The following is a 15,134-nucleotide window of genomic DNA, read 5'->3' as shown; positions in this document are numbered from 1 at the left end:
GGCTCAGGCGCTGGCGGGCACGAGCCCGCCGGGCGCCGCCGCGCCGCCCTTGAGCCGGCGCTTCACCGCCCGCACCGCGCCGACGAATTTCAGCACCGGCTTCGGCAGCGGATCGCGGCAGAAGGCCACCTTCTTCACGTACTGCGGCACGCGCCAGGTCGACCAAGTGCCCGCCGGGAACAGCGCCACGTCACCGGCCTTTAGGGTGCGGACGCCGTCGTCGCCGGAGACCAGCACCTCGCCCTCGAGGATGTGCACCGTCTCGTCGCCGGCGAAGAACCAGTTGAAGGTGCCCGCCGTACAGTCCCAGAGCGCGGTCAGCGCCGTCCCGTCCGGCGAGCGCGACAGCTCGGCGCTGCGGGCGAGCGGCTGGCCCTCCATCACCCATTCGGGCCGGATCGGCGCGGGCTCGAGCCTGGCGTCCTCGAGGCGGGCGTGGACGATCATGCGCAGGGCCTCCCAAAGCTTGGCTGCAAGGCCGAAACCCGGCCGCGCTTGACCGGTTCCCGGCCTGTGCGCTTGCTGCGCCCATGGAGAGCCTGCCGATCATCGACATCGCCCCGCTGGTGGGCCACGGGGACCACGTCCGCGTCGCCGAGGAGATCGCCGCGGCCTGCGAGGCCCACGGCTTCTTCTACGCCGTCGGCCACGGCGTCGCGCCGGACGTGCTGCAGGCGCTGGAGGAGGAGAGCCGCCGCTTCTTCGCCCTGCCGCTGGAGCGGAAGATGGCCATCGCCATGAGCCGGGGCGGCCGCGCCTGGCGGGGCTACTTCCCGATCGGCGGGGAACTCACCTCCGGAAGGCCGGACCTCAAGGAGGGGCTCTACCTCGGGACCGAGCTCTCGCCCGACCACCCTCGCGTGCGGGCAGGCGTGCCCATGCACGGCGCGAACCTCTGGCCGGAGGAGGTCCCCGGACTGAAGGCGGCCGCCACCGCGTACATGGAGGGCGCGACGCGAGCGGCCGCCGCGCTGATGCAGGGCGTCTCACTGAGCCTCGGCCTCGACGCGGACTGGTTCTCGCGCACCTACACGGCCGAGCCCACCGTGCTCTTTCGCATCTTCCACTATCCGGCCGGGGGCTCGCAGGAGCACTGGGGGGTCGGCGAGCACACCGACTACGGCCTGCTCACCCTGCTCGCCCAGGATCGCTACGGCGGCCTGCAGGTGAGGACGCCGTCGGGCTGGATCGAGGCGCCGCCGATCGAGGACGCCCTGGTCTGCAACATCGGCGACATGCTGGAGCGGCTGACCGGCGGGCGCTTCAAGTCCACGCCGCACCGCGTGCGCAACGTCAGCGGCCACGACCGCCTCTCCTTCCCGCTGTTCTTCGACCCGGATTTCGAGGCCCGGCTACAGCCCCTGCCCGTGGCCGCCGACCGCATCGAGGCGGACAAGTCCGAGCGGTGGGACCGCGCCAGCGTCCACGAGTTCGAGGGCACGTACGGGGACTACCTGCTCGCCAAGGTCGGCAAGGTCTTCCCCCAGCTGAAGGACACGGCCCTCGGCGCAAGTTCGTGAGCGCCATTATTTGGCGCCCGCCGGGCCTCGTGAGACACTTAAAGAGCGGTCTTTGACAACTGAATCAATAGGTTGGACAACGCAGAGAGTTGTCGCGCTCACCTGTGCAAATAGCCCTGACGCGCGACGTAACACCCGCGGCTAGACGGGCTTCAGCGCCTCGTGCGGCCCGGCAGGAAGCTCCACCCCGATCGGGTCGCCGGCTCTGACCTCGCCGCCCTTCAGCACGATCCCCATCACCCCCGCCTTGCGCAGCGGTTCGTTGCCCGGGCCGCGCCCGAGGCAGGCAGCCATCAGGCCCGCCTGCAGCTTCTCCAGCTGAATGCAGGGGTTCCGCAGCCCGGTGACCTCCACGACGGCCTCTTCGCCGAGCCTCAGGCGCGCGCCCTTGGGGAGCCCGAGCAGGTCGACACCGCGGGTGGTGACGTTCTCACCCATCAAACCGGGCGTGACCGCGAAGCCCTGCTCCGCCAGCTCGTCGAACAGCTCGGCCTGCAGCAGGTGCACCTGACGCAGGTTCGCCATGTCGGGGAACTGCCGCCGGCGGCTGCGGTGCTTCACGGTGGCGCCGGCATGGGCGTCGCCCTCTACCCCGTGGTTCTCCACGAGCCGGATCACCAGCTGCGGCTTCTTCTTCGGTCCGTGCGAGGCCTTGCGGGCCACGCAGATCACCTCGCCGCTCAATAGACCACCACGCTCCTGATGCTCTCGCCGGCGTGCATCAGGTCGAAGCCCTTGTTGATGTCCTCCAGCGACAGCTTGTGGGTGATCATCGGGTCGATCTCGATCTTCCCGTCCATGTACCAGTCGACGATCTTCGGCGTGTCGGTGCGCCCGCGCGCGCCGCCGAACGCCGTCCCCTTCCAGACCCGGCCGGTGACCAGCTGGAAGGGCCGCGTCGCGATCTCCTTGCCGGCTTCGGCCACGCCGATGATGATCGACTGACCCCAGCCGCGGTGGCAGGCCTCCAGGGCCTGGCGCATCACGGTCGTGTTGCCGGTGGCGTCGAAGGTGTAGTCAGCGCCGCCGCCGGTCAGCTCCACGAGGTGGGCCACCAGCTCGCCCTGAACCTCCTTTGGATTGACGAAGTGGGTCATGCCGAACCGGCGGCCCCATTCCTCACGCGCCGGGTTGATGTCAACGCCGACGATCATTCCGGCGCCCACCAGCTTCAGCCCCTGGATGACGTTCAGCCCGATCCCGCCCAGGCCGAAGACGATGCAGTTGGCTCCCGCCTCCACGTCGGCCGTGTTGACGACGGCGCCGACGCCCGTGGTCACCCCGCAGCCCACGTAGCAGGCGGTCTCGAACGGCGCGTCCTTGCGGATCTTCGCCACCGCGATCTCCGGCAGCACCGTGTAGTTCGAGAAGGTCGAGCAGCCCATGTAGTGGAAGATGGTGTCGCCGTTGTACGAGAACCGGCTGGTCCCGTCCGGCATCAGCCCCTTTCCCTGGGTGGCGCGGATCGCGGTGCAGAGGTTGGTCTTGCGGCTGAGGCAGCTTTTGCACTGCCGGCATTCCGGCGTGTAGAGCGGGATCACGTGGTCGCCCACAGCCACGCTCGTCACCCCGGGCCCCACTTCCACCACCACGCCCGCGCCCTCGTGGCCGAGGATCGACGGGAAGATCCCCTCGCTGTCCAAGCCGTCCAGCGTATAGGCGTCGGTGTGGCAGATCCCAGTCGCCTTGATCTCCACCAGCACCTCGCCGGCGCGGGGGCCTTCGAGGTCAAGCTCCACGATCTCCAGCGGCTGCTTGGCCGCGAACGCCACGGCGGCTCTGGTCTTCATCGGGCCCCTCTCCTTGAACGCTGCGGACCCTCCCAAATGCCGGCCGCGAAGGGAAGCCCGGCCACGGCCAAATCACAACCGCGTTGGAGGTCGGCAACGCGGATGCCCGGTCGGCGTTTGGCGAACATGCTTGCCCCCTACGAGCTGACCTCCGACGAACGCGCCGTGCTCACCGCGGCCCTTGAAGCACCGCTGGTGGACCGCGACCCGGTGGTGCTCGGCCTGTGCCTCCGGCTCTGCGGCCGACGCCTCATGCAGCGCGCCGGCGCCGCCGCGGCCGCCAACGGCTGGCGCGGCTCGCCGCACGCGTTCGTGCTCACCCGGGAGGGCTGGGCCGTGCTGAAGGCCGAGCGGCTCTGCGGCCCCGTGCGCCGAGCCGGCTGACCGCGTCATTTCCTAACCGCGATCACGTTTTCGGAACTCCTCCCCGGGCGTGTGGTTGGCGCGGCGGGGCGGCCAACCGGGCCGCCTTTCGGAGGGAGATCACAGATGAAATCGAGACCCTGGGCTGCGGCCCTCATCGCCACCGGCGCGCTTAGCCTGCTGGCGGCCTGCGGTAACAAGTCTGAGGACGCTGGCGCGACTGCGGCGTCCGACAGCGCCGCCTCCGACGCGGCCGCCAGCGCGTCGATGGCTACGACCGGCACGGGCGCCGACACGGCCGCGACCGGGACGGTCGGTACGCCCAGCTCGGGCGCGGAGGGCGCGGGCATGAACTCCGGCTCGGCCGGCGCCACCAGCGGCGGCTCGCCGGGCATGACGGGCACGAGCGGCAATACGGGCGCCACCAGCGCGCCGGGCGGCGGCAGCCCGACCACGCCTCAGTAGCCGGTCAGCGCCGCTCTTCTGACGCCAGGGAGAGCGGCGCGGCCACCATCTCCAGCGGCTTGCGCTCGGCCTTGACGCCGAGGAACCAGGCCGCGAGCGCCCCCACCAGCATTAACCCGCCGCCCAGCAGGTAGCCCAGGAACACCTCGCCCCGCTCGCCCTGACCGATCAGGGCGCCGAACAGCGCCGGCGCGCCCACGCCGCCCAGCAGGGTCCCGAAGGCCACAAACAGCGAGATGGTCATCGCCCGGGTCTCGAGCGGGAAGAGTTCGCCCACCGTCAGGTAGGCGGCGCTTGCCGCCGCCGAGGCGAAGAAGAAGATCACGCTCCAGGCGATGGTCTGGGTCTCGGCGGTGAGCATGCCTTGCGCGAACATCCAGCCGGTCAGGCACAGCAGCACGCCGGAGATCGCGTAGCTGCCGCCGATCATCGGCCGCCGACCCCAGCTGTCGAAGAGCCGCCCCAGCACCAGCGGCCCCAAGACGTTGCCCAGCGCGAACGGCAGGATGAACCAGCCGACGTTCTTGGGCGGCACGTCGTAGAAGCGGGTCAGCATCTGGGCGTAGGTGAAGAAGATGGCGTTGTAGCAGAAGGCCTGGGTGGCCATCAGGATGACGCCAAGCACCGTCCGCTTCGGATGGGTCTTGAACAGCGTAATCGCCACTTCGGACCAGCTGGTCCGGGTCCGGCCGACGAGCCGGATCTTCGGGTGCGGCGCGAACATCGGCGGCAGCGCCGTGCGCCGCTCCACCCGACGCTCGATGGCCGCGACGATGGCCTGGGCCTCCTCGTGCCGGCCATGGGTCATCAGCCAGCGGGGGCTCTCCGGCACGTAGCGGCGGATGAACAGGATCACGACGGCGAGCAGCCCGCCCGTGAAGAAGGCCAACCGCCATCCCCAGTCCTGGGAGATCACCGCCGGGTCCAGCAGGAAGGTAGAGCCCACCGCGCCCAGGGCGGTGCCGACCCACCACGTGCCGTTCACCGCCACCGCCGTGAAGCCGCGGCGGCGCGCCGGCACCAGCTCGTCGATGGCGGAGTTGATGGCGCCGTACTCGCCGCCGATGCCCATGCCGGTTGCGAACCGGAACAGCATGAAGGACCAGAAGTCCCAGCTGAAGCCGCTGGCCACGGTGGCCGCGGCGTAGATCCCGACCGTGATCATGAACATCCGCCGGCGACCGAAGATGTCGGTGAGCCGGCCGAACACCACCGCCCCCACCACCACGCCAAACACGTAGGCGCTGGCGGTGAGACCAATCTGGGCGTCGGAGAGGCCGAGGCCGAGCGGCCCCTTCAGCGCCGGGGCGAGCGCGCCGACAAGTGTCACCTCGAGGCCGTCGAGGATCCAGGTGATCCCCAGCGCCGCCACCACCAGCCAGTGGAAGTGGCTCCACGGCAGCCGGTCCAGCCGCGCCGGCACGTCCGTCTCGAAAACCTCCCCCACCCCTCTCATCCGCGCCTTCTTTGTTCCCGGTCCGGCCTCAACGCACAAAGGCCAAGCTTGGGTTCATGCCCCCCGGTGTTGTATCCGCCGGCTCATGCCCGCTGAAGAGATCCTTGTCGACGCCCGCGGCCACCGCTGCCCGGTGCCGACGCTGCGCCTGCGCCGGGCGCTGGAGGATGCGCCGGCCGGCGCGCGGGTCCGGCTGCTGGCCGACGATCCCCTGGCCCGCATCGACGTGCCCCACTTCGCGGCCGAGGCGGGCTTCGAGCTGCTCGAGCGCGGCGAGGAGGCGGGCGTCCTCAGCTTCCTGGTGTCGAAGGGCTGACCGGGCGATTGGCGTAGATGGCGAGCTCCACCTCGGTGGCGAGCGCTCCACCGAAGAACAGCGCGTTCACGTTCCAGGAGAGCCAGATCAGGAACACCACAACGGTGGCTACCGAACCGTAGGTGGCGCCCAGTTCGGCGATCTGCTCGACGTAGTAGCCCAGAGCCCAGGACGCGAAAATGCACAGCGCCGCCGCAGACGCGCCGCCGAGCGCCGAGGCCGCCCAATGCACCGGCTTGCGCGACATCGCCCAGCGGTAGATCAGCGCCATGCCGAGCGTCAGGCCCGCGCTGGCCCAGGTCCACTCGCTGAACAACCAGATGACGCCACGGAGCGGTCGAAGCTCGAAGGTTTCGCCGAGGATCCGAAAGCTGAAGAACACCGTCGACAGCACGCCGAGCGCGGCGAAGGTGGCGATGAGCACGGCCAGCGCCAGAAGGTTGAAGCCCACGAAGCCCCGCGGCTGGTCCTCGTCGTGGATGAAGGACAGGCCCGCCAGCAGGGCCTTGAAGCCGCGATGCGCCGCATAGCCGCCGATCAGCAGAGCCAGGCCGCTCTGCATCGAGATGGCGTCGCGCGGCGCGTGCGCCAGGCGGATGAGCTCGCTTTCGAAGACCAGCCGCGTGGCGTCTGGCATCAGCCGGGCGAGCCATGCCCCCTGCTCCGCCGTCCGCGCAGGGTCGGCCAGCAGGGAATAAAGGCCCATGGCAATGGCCAGCGCCGGAAAAATGGCGAGCATGACGAAGAAGGAGACGCCGCCGTTGTAGAGCATGACGTCGCGACCCCAGAGGCGGATCAGCGACCGTCCCAGGATCTTGAGGGACATCCGACTCCAGTGGAGAGGATCCCACTCCACGGGCCGCACGCGCGCCAAGAACCTGCCCATGGCCATCGTCGCGGAGGGTGGGGCGACTCGCGGTCAAGGCAAGCGCGCAAATGGAAACGGCCCGCCACCCGGTTGAGGGATGGCGGGCCGCCGATGGGCGTGTCGTTCCATCAGGCTGGCCGCCGCTTCGAGGGACGGGAGAGCGCGACGAGCAACCTGGGATGAGTTTTGCGCCCCCGCGGCTGAACCCAACCTGAACGCCACCGTCAGGAAACGTCTCAGGTTGCCGGGGCCGCTTCCCTGTCGAGCGCCTCGATCTCAGGCCCGGTGAAGCCCCAGTCCAGCAGGGCCTCACGGGTGTGGGCGCCGATGGCCGGCGGTGGTCCCTGGATCTTGCCGGGCGTGGCCGAGAACCGCGGCGCGGGCGCCGGCTGGGTGACCCCGCTCACCTCCACGAAGGTCTGGCGGGCGACGTTATGGGGATGTTTGGGGGCCTCGTCGAGGTCGAGGACGGGGGCGAAGCAGACGTCGGTGCCGCCCATGATCGCCTCCCACTCGTCGCGGGTCTTGCTGGCGATCACCTCGGCGAGCTTGCCGCGCAGGCCGTCCCAGGCGCCGCGGTCCATCTGGCGCTTGAAGTCGGGGTCCTGGATGCCGGTCTTCTCCAGCAGCAGGGCGTAGAACTGCGGCTCGATGGAGCCGATCGCCACCCACCTGCCGTCGGCGCAGCGGTAGGTGTCGTAGAAGTACGCGCCGCCGTCGAGCAGGTTCGACCGCCGCTTCTCCTGCCACATCCCCGAGGCCTTGAAGCCGTAGAACATGGCCATGAGCGAGGCCGCGCCGTCGGTCATGGCGCAGTCGACCACCTGCCCCTTGCCTGTCTCGCGGGCGTGGATGATCCCGGCCAGCAGGCCGAAGGCGAGGTAGAGGGCGCCGCCCCCGAAGTCGCCGACCAGGTTCAGCGGCGGGGTCGGCTTGTCGTCGGTGCCGATGGCGTGCAGGGCCCCCGTGAGCGCGATGTAGTTCATGTCGTGGCCGGCGGCATTCGCCCACGGCCCCGTCTGGCCCCAGCCGGTCATACGGCCGTAGACGAGCTTCGGGTTGCGCCGCAGGGCGACGTCCGGACCCAGCCCCAGCCGCTCCATCACGCCGGGCCGGAAGCCCTCGATGATGCCGTCCGCCCTCTCTATCAGCTTCAGGCAGGTCTCGACCGCGGCAGGGTTCTTGAGGTCCAGGGCCACCGATCGGCGGCCGCGTGAGGTGACGTCGGCCGGCGCGCCGCCGCGGCTGGCGCCCTTGCGGTCGATGCGGACCACGTCGGCGCCGAGGTCGGACAGGAGCATGCCGCAGAAGGGCCCGGGGCCAATGCCGGCGAACTCGACGATCTTCAGGCCGGAAAGCGGTCCTTGGCGCATGTCTCACTCCCTTTGGCGCGAGACTAGGCCCCTGCCCTTCCGTCATTCAACCGCCGCCGGGCAGCGACTGGCCGTCGTCCACGGTGATGATGCTCCCGGTGATGGCGCGGCCCGCGGGGCCGGCCAGCATCAGGAAGGCGGCATCGAGGTCGGAGGCGTCCATCAGCCGCCGGCGCGGGAAGCCCTTCAGCTGCCTCTGCCCCCCCTCCGTGGGCCACAGTCGGCGTTGATGTCGGTCTCGATATAGCCCGGCGCGAGCGCGTTCACGGCGATGCCCCGCCGCGCCCATTCGCGCGCGAGGCTCTTGGTCAACATGGCCACCGCGGCCTTAGAGGCGCAGTAGGCGGCGAGCCCCGGCAGAACCGTGTGGCTGGCGATCGAGGCGATGTTGACGATCCGCGCGTCGCCGCGCTCCGCCACCCCGGAGGCCATCATCCGCCTGGCCGCCTCGCGCGCCGCCAGGAAGGTCCCGCGGACATTGACGGCGAAGGTGGCGTCCCAGTCGTCGGCCGACACCTCCAGCGCCAGGCCTTCGCCGCCGACGCCGGCGTTGTTCACCAGGATCGACAGCGGCCCGAGCGTGCGCTCCACCTCGTCCATGGCGGGGCCGATGGCGGCGGCGTCCGCGACGTCGAGCTGCAACGCCAGCGCCCGGCCGCCGAGCTCCGCGGCCAGCGCCTGTACCCGGTCCAGCCGGCGGGCGGTCACGGCCACGGCCGCGCCCTCCCGCGCCAGCAGCCGGGCGAAGTGTTCGCCCAGGCCGCCGGAGGCCCCCGTCACCAGCGCCACCTGCCCCTCCAGGCTCCCTGCCATTCCCGCGACCCCTCGCCGCTGCCGCAACTTCGCCGGGCAGCCTATTGTCCTATTCCCGACGCCCGCGATTCCATGCCAAGGAACCTGTCGGCGTTGGCGCAGGGATGGGGGAAATGGCGGCAGGCGTCCAGGCGCGTATCCTGATCGTTGCGCGCGACGACGTCCTGGCGGGTCCCTTGGCCGACGGCCTGGATCGGCTCGGCTGGCGCACGGTGACGGCGCGCGGCCCCAATGCGGCGATCGCCTGCCTGGCCGACCTGCAGATCGAAGTCGCAATCATCGACCTCAAGGGCGGCGGCGAAGAGGCCCTGGCGCTGGCCAAGCGGCTCAAGGCCGCCTGCGCCCCGCGCAAGCTGCCCGTGGTCGCTATCGGGGAGCCGGACCCGTCGCTCTTCACCCACGGGTTCGACCTGACGCTGGCGCCGCCGCTGCATCCGGCGCAGGCGGCCATGCGGCTGGAGACCCTGGTCCGCCTGGCGGTCGCCGAGGAGGAACTGGAGCTGCGGCAGGAGACCTTCGCCGACCGTGGCCGGGAGATCGACACGCCGGACCCGGACGTAAGCCCCTACCGCGTGCTAGCCATCGGCGAGCCCGCGCCGCAGTTCCTGGCGCTGACCAATGCGCTGCGCGACCAGGGGGCGGAGGTGGTCGGCGCCTTCACCGCCTACACCGCCTTCGACTACCTGCACGAGAAGACCTTCGACGCCGTGGTCCTGTGGGCCGGCGAGAACACGCAGGAGGCGCTGTCCATCGCCGCGGGCCTGCGGCGGAACACGCGCCTCTACCACACGCCTGCGCTGCTCTACATGCAGCGGGAGTCCCACCTCACCATCTCGGAGGCCTACCATCGCGGCATCTCCGACGTGGCCTCGCCGGACACCTCGGAGCGCGAGACGGCCAAGCGGATCGTGGAGCTGGCGCGCAGCTATCGGCGGGGCGCCACGCTGCGTCAGGGGCTGGAGCGGGCGCGTAGCTCGGGGCTGATGGATGCGGCCACGGGGCTTTTCACGCGCGACCTGTTCGCGGCGCATCTGGCGCGGCTGGCGCAGGCCTCGCGGGTGCGCAACCGGCCGCTGTCGATCTGCGTGCTGCGGGTGGCGGAGCGGCCGGAGGTGACCGCGGCGCGGGCCGGCGGCTGGCTCGACCGGGCGATCCCGCAGATCGGCTCGATGATCGGCCGGCTGGTGCGGGTGGAGGACACCGCCGCGCGGCTCGGGCCGGAGGTGTTCGCCCTGGCCCTGCCCGCTACGCCGCTGCCGGCGGCGCGGGCGGCGGGCGAGCGGATCGCGGCGGTGATCGGCTGCACGGCCTTCGAGGCCGGCGACGGCAAGCCGCCGTTCGTGCTCGAGTTCGACATTGGCGCGGCCGAGGTGGGCGGGCCGGAGACGGTCGCCCGCGCCCTGGAGGAGGCCGCGTTCCAGGCGGCGGGGCTGAAGGCAAGCTGATGCTGCCGCACCTGCCGCTGTGGATCTATCTCATCGTCGGCGCCCTGTTCGTGCTGGTGCTGGGGCGCAGCATGAGCCGCCAGACCTTGCGGATCGACCGGCTGTGGATCGTGCCGGCGTCGCTGGTCTTCCTGACGGCGGTGGCGCTGAGCCAGCACCCGGCCACCAGCCTGCCGATGCTGGCGCTCTATGGCTCGGCCATGCTGGCGGGCGCGGCCCTGGGCTGGTGGCGCGGGCAGTTCACCCTGGTGACCGTGAACCCCAAGACCGAGGTGCTCACGGGCCACACCTCGCGGATCGGGATGGCCATCCTTCTGGGCGTGGTGGGGATCCGGCTCGGCATCCGGGCGTGGGTGACCGAGCACGCCAGCGCGTTCAACATGACCGTGGGCGAGGTCACCGACGCCTTCCTGCTGTTCGCCGTCGGCCTCGTCTGCGCCGAGCGGGTCGAGGTGGCGATCCGCGCCACGCGCGCCCTCAACGACGCCCGCCACGAGAAGCGCCGGCAGAAGATCGCGCCCCTGCCCGCCGGCCAGAGGCGCCGGCGGGGTTGAGCTAGGCGGCGAGCTTCGCCAGTTCGGCGAGCACCTTCTCCGCGGCGTTGAGGCGCTGTTCGGGGGTTTCCCACTCGCCCTTCACGACGACCTTGTGGTCGGGCCGCAGGCGCCAGGCGACCTGGTTCTTCTGCACGAAGCCGATCAGGGCCCCCGGGTTCTTGAACTCGTCCCCGCGGAAGGTGACCACGGCGCCCTTCGGGCCGACGTCGATCTTCGACACGTTCGCCTCGCGGCAGAGTCCCTTGATCGCCACGACCTTGAGCAGCTGGCCGGCTTCGGGCGGCAGCGGGCCGAAGCGGTCGATGAGCTCGGCGGCCAGGGCTTCGCGGTCGTCGGCCTTCTCGGCTTCGGAGAGGCGTCGGTACAGCGCCAGGCGCACGTTGAGGTCGGGGACGTACTCCTCCGGAATCAGCACGGCGGCGCCGGTGTTGATCTGGGGCGACCAGCCGCGGTCGACCAGCTCGCCCTCCGTGCCGGCGCGGGCCTTCAGTTCGTTCACCGCATCCTCGAGCATCTGCTGGTAGAGCTCGACGCCGATCTCGCGGATGTGGCCCGACTGCTCCTCGCCCAGCAGGTTGCCGCCGCCGCGGATGTCGAGGTCGTGGCTGGCGAGCTGGAAGCCCGCGCCCAGGCTGTCGAGCGACTGCAGCACCTTCAGGCGCTTCTCCGCCGAGAGCGTGATCTGCTTCTCGGCGGGCGTGGTCAGGTAGGCGTAGGCGCGCGCCTTGGCCCGGCCGACGCGGCCGCGCAGCTGGTAGAGCTGGGACAGCCCGAACATGTCGGCGCGATGGATGATGAGGGTGTTGGCGGTCGGGATGTCGAGGCCGCTCTCGACGATCGTCGTCGACAGCAGCACGTCGTACTGGCCGTCGTAGAAGGCGCTCATCACCTCCTCGAGCTGGGTGGCCGACATCTGGCCGTGGCCGACGACGAACTTCACCTCCGGCACCTGCTCGCGCAGGAACCGCTCCAGCTCCGGCAGGTCAGAGACACGGGGCGCCACGTAGTAGGCCTGGCCGCCGCGGTACTTCTCGCGCAGCAGGGCCTCGCGGACGACGACGGGGTCGTGCGGAGTGATGTAGGTCCGCACCGCCAGCCGGTCGACCGGCGGGGTCGCGATGATCGACATCTCACGCAGGCCCGAGAGCGACATCTGCAGGGTGCGCGGGATCGGCGTGGCGGTCAGGGTGAGCATGTGCACGTCGGCGCGAAGCTCCTTGAGCTTCTCCTTGTGCTTCACGCCGAAGTGCTGCTCCTCGTCGACGATCACCAGGCCGAGGTTCTTGAAGCCCACCTGCTTCGAAAGCACGGCGTGGGTGCCGACGACGATCTCGATCTCGCCGTTCTTCAGCCCTTCGCGCGTCTCGGCCGCTTCCTTGGCGGGCACCAGGCGTGACAGGCGGCGCACCTTCACCGGCCAGCCCTCGAAGCGCTCGGCGAAGGTCTTGTAGTGCTGGCGGGCGAGCAGGGTCGTGGGGGCGACGATCGCCACCTGCTGGCCGCTCATGGCGACCACGAAGGCGGCGCGCAGGGCGACCTCGGTCTTGCCGAAACCCACGTCGCCGCAGATCAGCCGGTCCATCGGCTTGCCGGCGCCCAGGTCCTCCAGCACGTCCCCGATGGCGGCCAGCTGGTCGTCCGTCTCCTCGTAGGGAAAGCGGGCGCAGAATTCGTCGAAGGTGCCGTGCGGCGGCTCGACGGCGTCGGTCTTGCGGGTGGCGCGCTCGGCGGCGATGCGGATCAGGCCCTCGGCCATCTCGCGCAGGCGTTCCTTGGCGCGGGCCTTGCGGGCCTGCCAGGCGGCGCCGCCGAGGCGGTCGAGCTGCACGCCCTCGCTGTCGGCGCCGTAGCGGGTGAGCAGGTCAATGTTCTCGACGGGCAGGTAGAGCTTGGCCTCGCCCCCGTACTGGATCTCCAGGGTATCGTGCGGGGCCGCCTGCACCTCCAGGGTCTTGAGGCCCTCGTAGCGGCCGATGCCGTGGTCGATGTGGACCACCAGGTCGCCCGGCGTGAGCGAGGACGCCTCGGCCAGGAAGTTGGAAGCCCGCCTGCGCCGCTTGGGACGCGCGAGACGGTCGCCCAGGATGTCGGTCTCGGAGATGACCGCCAGGTTGTCGGTCTCGAAGCCGTTCTCCAGCGGCAGGACCACCCGCTGCGGCTTCTTCGGGTCGGCCGAGCGGGCCGCGTCCCAGTAGGCGGCGAAGCGGATGTCCTTCAGGCCGTGGTCGGCCAGCATGTGGCCCAGGCGGTCGGAGGAGCCCTCGGACCAGGAGGCGAACAGCACCCGCTTGCCGTCGGCGGCGAGCTTGCGGGCGTGGTCGGCGGTTGCCTCGAAGAGGTTGACGCTGTCGAGCTTGCGCTCGGCGGAGAAGTTGCGGCCCGCCCGCGCGCCCATGTCGATGACGGCCTCGCCCTCCGCCTCCTGGAAGGAGGAGAAGCGGCGGGTGGAACGCTTGGCGAGGAGGTCGAGCCATTCGTCGCTGTCGAGGTAGAGGCGCTCGGGCTCCAGTGGGTGGTACTGGACCTTGCGCTCGCTCTGGGCGCGGCTCTCGTAGGCGTCGCGGATCAGCGCCAGCCGCTCCTCGCGGGACTCGCGCGCCAGGTGGTCGAGGGCGACCAGGGCGTCCTTCGGCAAGTAGTCGAAGAGGCTCGCCATGCTGTCGTAGAACAGCGGCAGGAAGTGCTCCATGCCGGCGCGGCGGCCGCCTTCCGAGATGGCGGCGTAGAGCGGGTCGTCGCCCGGCGCGCCGAACGCCTCCAGGTAGCCCGTACGGAAGCGAGAGATGGCGTCCTTGTCGAGCAGGGCCTCGGAGACCGGAAGGAGGCTGACCTCCTTCAGCTGCCTGGTGGAGCGCTGGGTCTCGGGATCAAAGGCGCGGATGCTCTCCAGGGTGTCGCCGAACAGGTCGAGGCGGACCGGCTCCTCGGCGCCCGGCGGGAAGACGTCGATCACCCCGCCGCGGATGGCGAACTCGCCCTTCTCCGAGACGGTGGAGGCGCGGCTGTAGCCGTTGACGGCGAAATAGGCCTCCAGATCACCGATATCGACGCTGTTGCCGGACCGGGCCGAATAGCTGGCCCGCTTGATGGCGTTGACCGGCGGCACGCGCTGGATGGCCGCCGGGATGGAGGTCACCAGCAGCACCGGCTTCTTCTCGTCCACCCCCTGGGCGAGGCGAGAAAGCGTGGCCATGCGCTGGGCGGCGACGCCGGCGGAGGGGCCGATGCGGTCGTAGGGCAGGCAGTCCCAGGCCGGGAAGGTCAGGACCTCCACGTCCTGGGCGAAGAAGCGGAAGGCGTCGACGAAGGCCGAGAGGCGCGCGCCGTCGCGGGCCACGAACACCGAGAGGCCTTTCCGCGCCTTGACTACGTCGGCCATGACCAGGGCGTCGAAGCCCTCGGGCGCGCCCACCAGCGACAGCGCGCCGGGGTCGTCGGCCACGCGCCGCAGCTCGGCCCTGGTCACGGGGCGGGAAGCGTCATCCGCCACGGGGGCCTCCTGCAACCGCGCCAGCTTCCGCGGCGAACGCCTTGATGCTGTTGATGATCTGGCCCTCGAACTCCGGCGGCGTGGGCGCCGTCCCCACGATCCATGAATAGAGGTCCTGGTCGGGGACCTCGAGCAGCGCCTCGAAGGCGTCGAGCTGGTCCGGGCCGAATGTGGCGACGTGCTTGTCGGCGAACGGCCCCAGGATGAGGTCCGCTTCCCTGAAGCCCCGGCGCCAGGCGCGGAACCTCAGCTTCTTCAGCCGGGCGTCGTCGGTCGTGGTCATGAAAGAGGTCGCGCATATAGAGCGCCCCTCCCCCGAGCGCCAGTGCGGGGCGGCGAAGCCGCTCTGAAATGACCACGGACCACACGGAAAACACGGAGAACACGAACGGGCCCTGCCGGCTGGGAGGCCGGGGGCTTTGGACGTGTTCGTGGGTTCGCGGACGGATGAGGGCGCCTGGGCGCGTGCCTTGCTACCTCCCCCACCGCGGAAGCGGTGGCGGGAGGGGGACCGCGCGCCGAAGAGCGCGTGGTGGAGGGGGCAGGCCGCGCCTACGAGCTGTCCGGGGGTTCGGCAGCGGTCGCGCCGTCGGCGGTGGCGAGCGCCGCGTGGTCGCCTGCCCCCTCCACCGGTCGCTCTTCGGCGACCGGTCCCCCTCCCGCCGATGCTGCCGCATC

General features: G+C 70.7%; 15 protein-coding genes. 6 read left to right on the top strand and 9 right to left on the bottom strand.

Features of this window, described 5'->3' with window-relative positions; genetic code table 11:
• Positions 1–3: 3 nt before the first annotated feature.
• Positions 4–447, bottom strand: a complete 444-nt coding sequence (locus VIL76_RS03075; RefSeq protein WP_332043522.1) for a cupin domain-containing protein — start codon at positions 445–447, stop codon at positions 4–6.
• Between the two features lie 83 nt (positions 448–530).
• On the opposite strand from VIL76_RS03075, the gene VIL76_RS03070 reads away from it, so the two are divergent.
• Complete coding sequence (locus VIL76_RS03070; RefSeq protein WP_332043521.1) at positions 531–1,520, top strand: isopenicillin N synthase family dioxygenase; 990 nt, start codon at positions 531–533, stop codon at positions 1,518–1,520.
• A gap of 141 nt (positions 1,521–1,661) precedes the next feature.
• Here VIL76_RS03070 and VIL76_RS03065 read toward each other — a convergent pair whose 3' ends face one another.
• Positions 1,662–2,204 (bottom strand): MOSC domain-containing protein, encoded by a 543-nt coding sequence (locus tag VIL76_RS03065; RefSeq protein ID WP_332043520.1) that lies wholly within the window; start codon positions 2,202–2,204, stop codon positions 1,662–1,664.
• Entirely contained in the window at positions 2,201–3,310 is a 1,110-nt protein-coding gene (locus tag VIL76_RS03060) for an S-(hydroxymethyl)glutathione dehydrogenase/class III alcohol dehydrogenase (RefSeq protein WP_332043519.1), read from the bottom strand. Before VIL76_RS03060 ends, VIL76_RS03065 begins: the two co-directional genes overlap by 4 nt.
• A 102-nt stretch (positions 3,311–3,412) precedes the next feature.
• Between VIL76_RS03060 and VIL76_RS03055 the strand changes: the two genes are divergently transcribed.
• Together VIL76_RS03055 and VIL76_RS03050 are read left to right on the top strand one after the other, a co-directional pair.
• Entirely contained in the window at positions 3,413–3,694 is a 282-nt protein-coding gene (locus VIL76_RS03055; protein ID WP_332043518.1) for a hypothetical protein, read from the top strand.
• A gap of 105 nt (positions 3,695–3,799) precedes the next feature.
• A complete protein-coding gene (locus VIL76_RS03050) occupies positions 3,800–4,138 on the top strand; it encodes a hypothetical protein (RefSeq protein ID WP_332043517.1) in 339 nt (112 codons plus the stop codon).
• Positions 4,139–4,142: 4 nt separating this feature from the next.
• On the opposite strand, the gene VIL76_RS03045 is transcribed toward VIL76_RS03050, so the two are convergent.
• Positions 4,143–5,594 (bottom strand): MFS transporter, encoded by a 1,452-nt coding sequence (locus tag VIL76_RS03045; RefSeq protein ID WP_332043516.1) that lies wholly within the window; start codon positions 5,592–5,594, stop codon positions 4,143–4,145.
• 85 nt (positions 5,595–5,679) lie between these two features.
• Between VIL76_RS03045 and VIL76_RS03040 the strand changes: the two genes are divergently transcribed.
• Entirely contained in the window at positions 5,680–5,910 is a 231-nt protein-coding gene (locus VIL76_RS03040; RefSeq protein ID WP_332043515.1) for a sulfurtransferase TusA family protein, read from the top strand.
• Here VIL76_RS03040 and VIL76_RS03035 read toward each other — a convergent pair.
• The 3 genes from VIL76_RS03035 to VIL76_RS03025 all read right to left on the bottom strand — a co-directional run bounded on the left by VIL76_RS03035 (position 5,885) and on the right by VIL76_RS03025 (position 8,964).
• Positions 5,885–6,736 (bottom strand): YihY/virulence factor BrkB family protein, encoded by an 852-nt coding sequence (locus tag VIL76_RS03035; protein WP_332043514.1) that lies wholly within the window; start codon positions 6,734–6,736, stop codon positions 5,885–5,887. The two genes, VIL76_RS03040 and VIL76_RS03035, sit on opposite strands and share 26 nt — an antisense overlap.
• Positions 6,737–7,014: 278 nt before the next feature.
• Entirely contained in the window at positions 7,015–8,151 is a 1,137-nt protein-coding gene (locus tag VIL76_RS03030; protein WP_332043513.1) for a CaiB/BaiF CoA-transferase family protein, read from the bottom strand.
• 186 nt (positions 8,152–8,337) lie between these two features.
• The gene (locus tag VIL76_RS03025; RefSeq protein ID WP_332043512.1) at positions 8,338–8,964 is read right to left on the bottom strand and encodes an SDR family NAD(P)-dependent oxidoreductase; all 627 of its coding nucleotides are present in this window, start codon (positions 8,962–8,964) and stop codon (positions 8,338–8,340) included.
• Positions 8,965–9,077: 113 nt separating this feature from the next.
• Between VIL76_RS03025 and VIL76_RS03020 the strand changes: the two genes are divergently transcribed.
• Together VIL76_RS03020 and VIL76_RS03015 are read left to right on the top strand one after the other, a co-directional pair.
• A complete protein-coding gene (locus VIL76_RS03020; protein WP_332043511.1) occupies positions 9,078–10,409 on the top strand; it encodes a diguanylate cyclase domain-containing protein in 1,332 nt (443 codons plus the stop codon).
• Positions 10,409–10,963, top strand: coding sequence for a hypothetical protein (locus VIL76_RS03015; protein WP_332043510.1), 555 nt, complete (start codon positions 10,409–10,411; stop codon positions 10,961–10,963). The genes VIL76_RS03020 and VIL76_RS03015 overlap by 1 nt, the downstream gene beginning before the upstream one ends.
• Before the next feature lies 1 nt (position 10,964).
• On the opposite strand, the gene mfd is transcribed toward VIL76_RS03015, so the two are convergent.
• On the bottom strand, positions 10,965–14,432 hold the full coding sequence (gene mfd / locus VIL76_RS03010; protein WP_332043556.1) for a transcription-repair coupling factor: 3,468 nt from the start codon (positions 14,430–14,432) through the stop codon (positions 10,965–10,967).
• 13 nt (positions 14,433–14,445) lie between these two features.
• Positions 14,446–14,739 carry a succinate dehydrogenase assembly factor 2 gene (locus tag VIL76_RS03005; protein WP_332043509.1) on the bottom strand — a complete coding sequence of 98 codons (294 nt, stop codon included), beginning with the start codon at positions 14,737–14,739 and terminating at the stop codon, positions 14,446–14,448.
• Positions 14,740–15,134 lie beyond the last annotated feature (395 nt).

This window comes from Phenylobacterium sp. (assembly GCF_036563285.1).
Lineage (GTDB): Bacteria > Pseudomonadota > Alphaproteobacteria > Caulobacterales > Caulobacteraceae > Phenylobacterium.
Note: the sequence above shows the minus strand (reverse complement) of the source record. Positions and strands in the feature narration are given on the sequence as shown.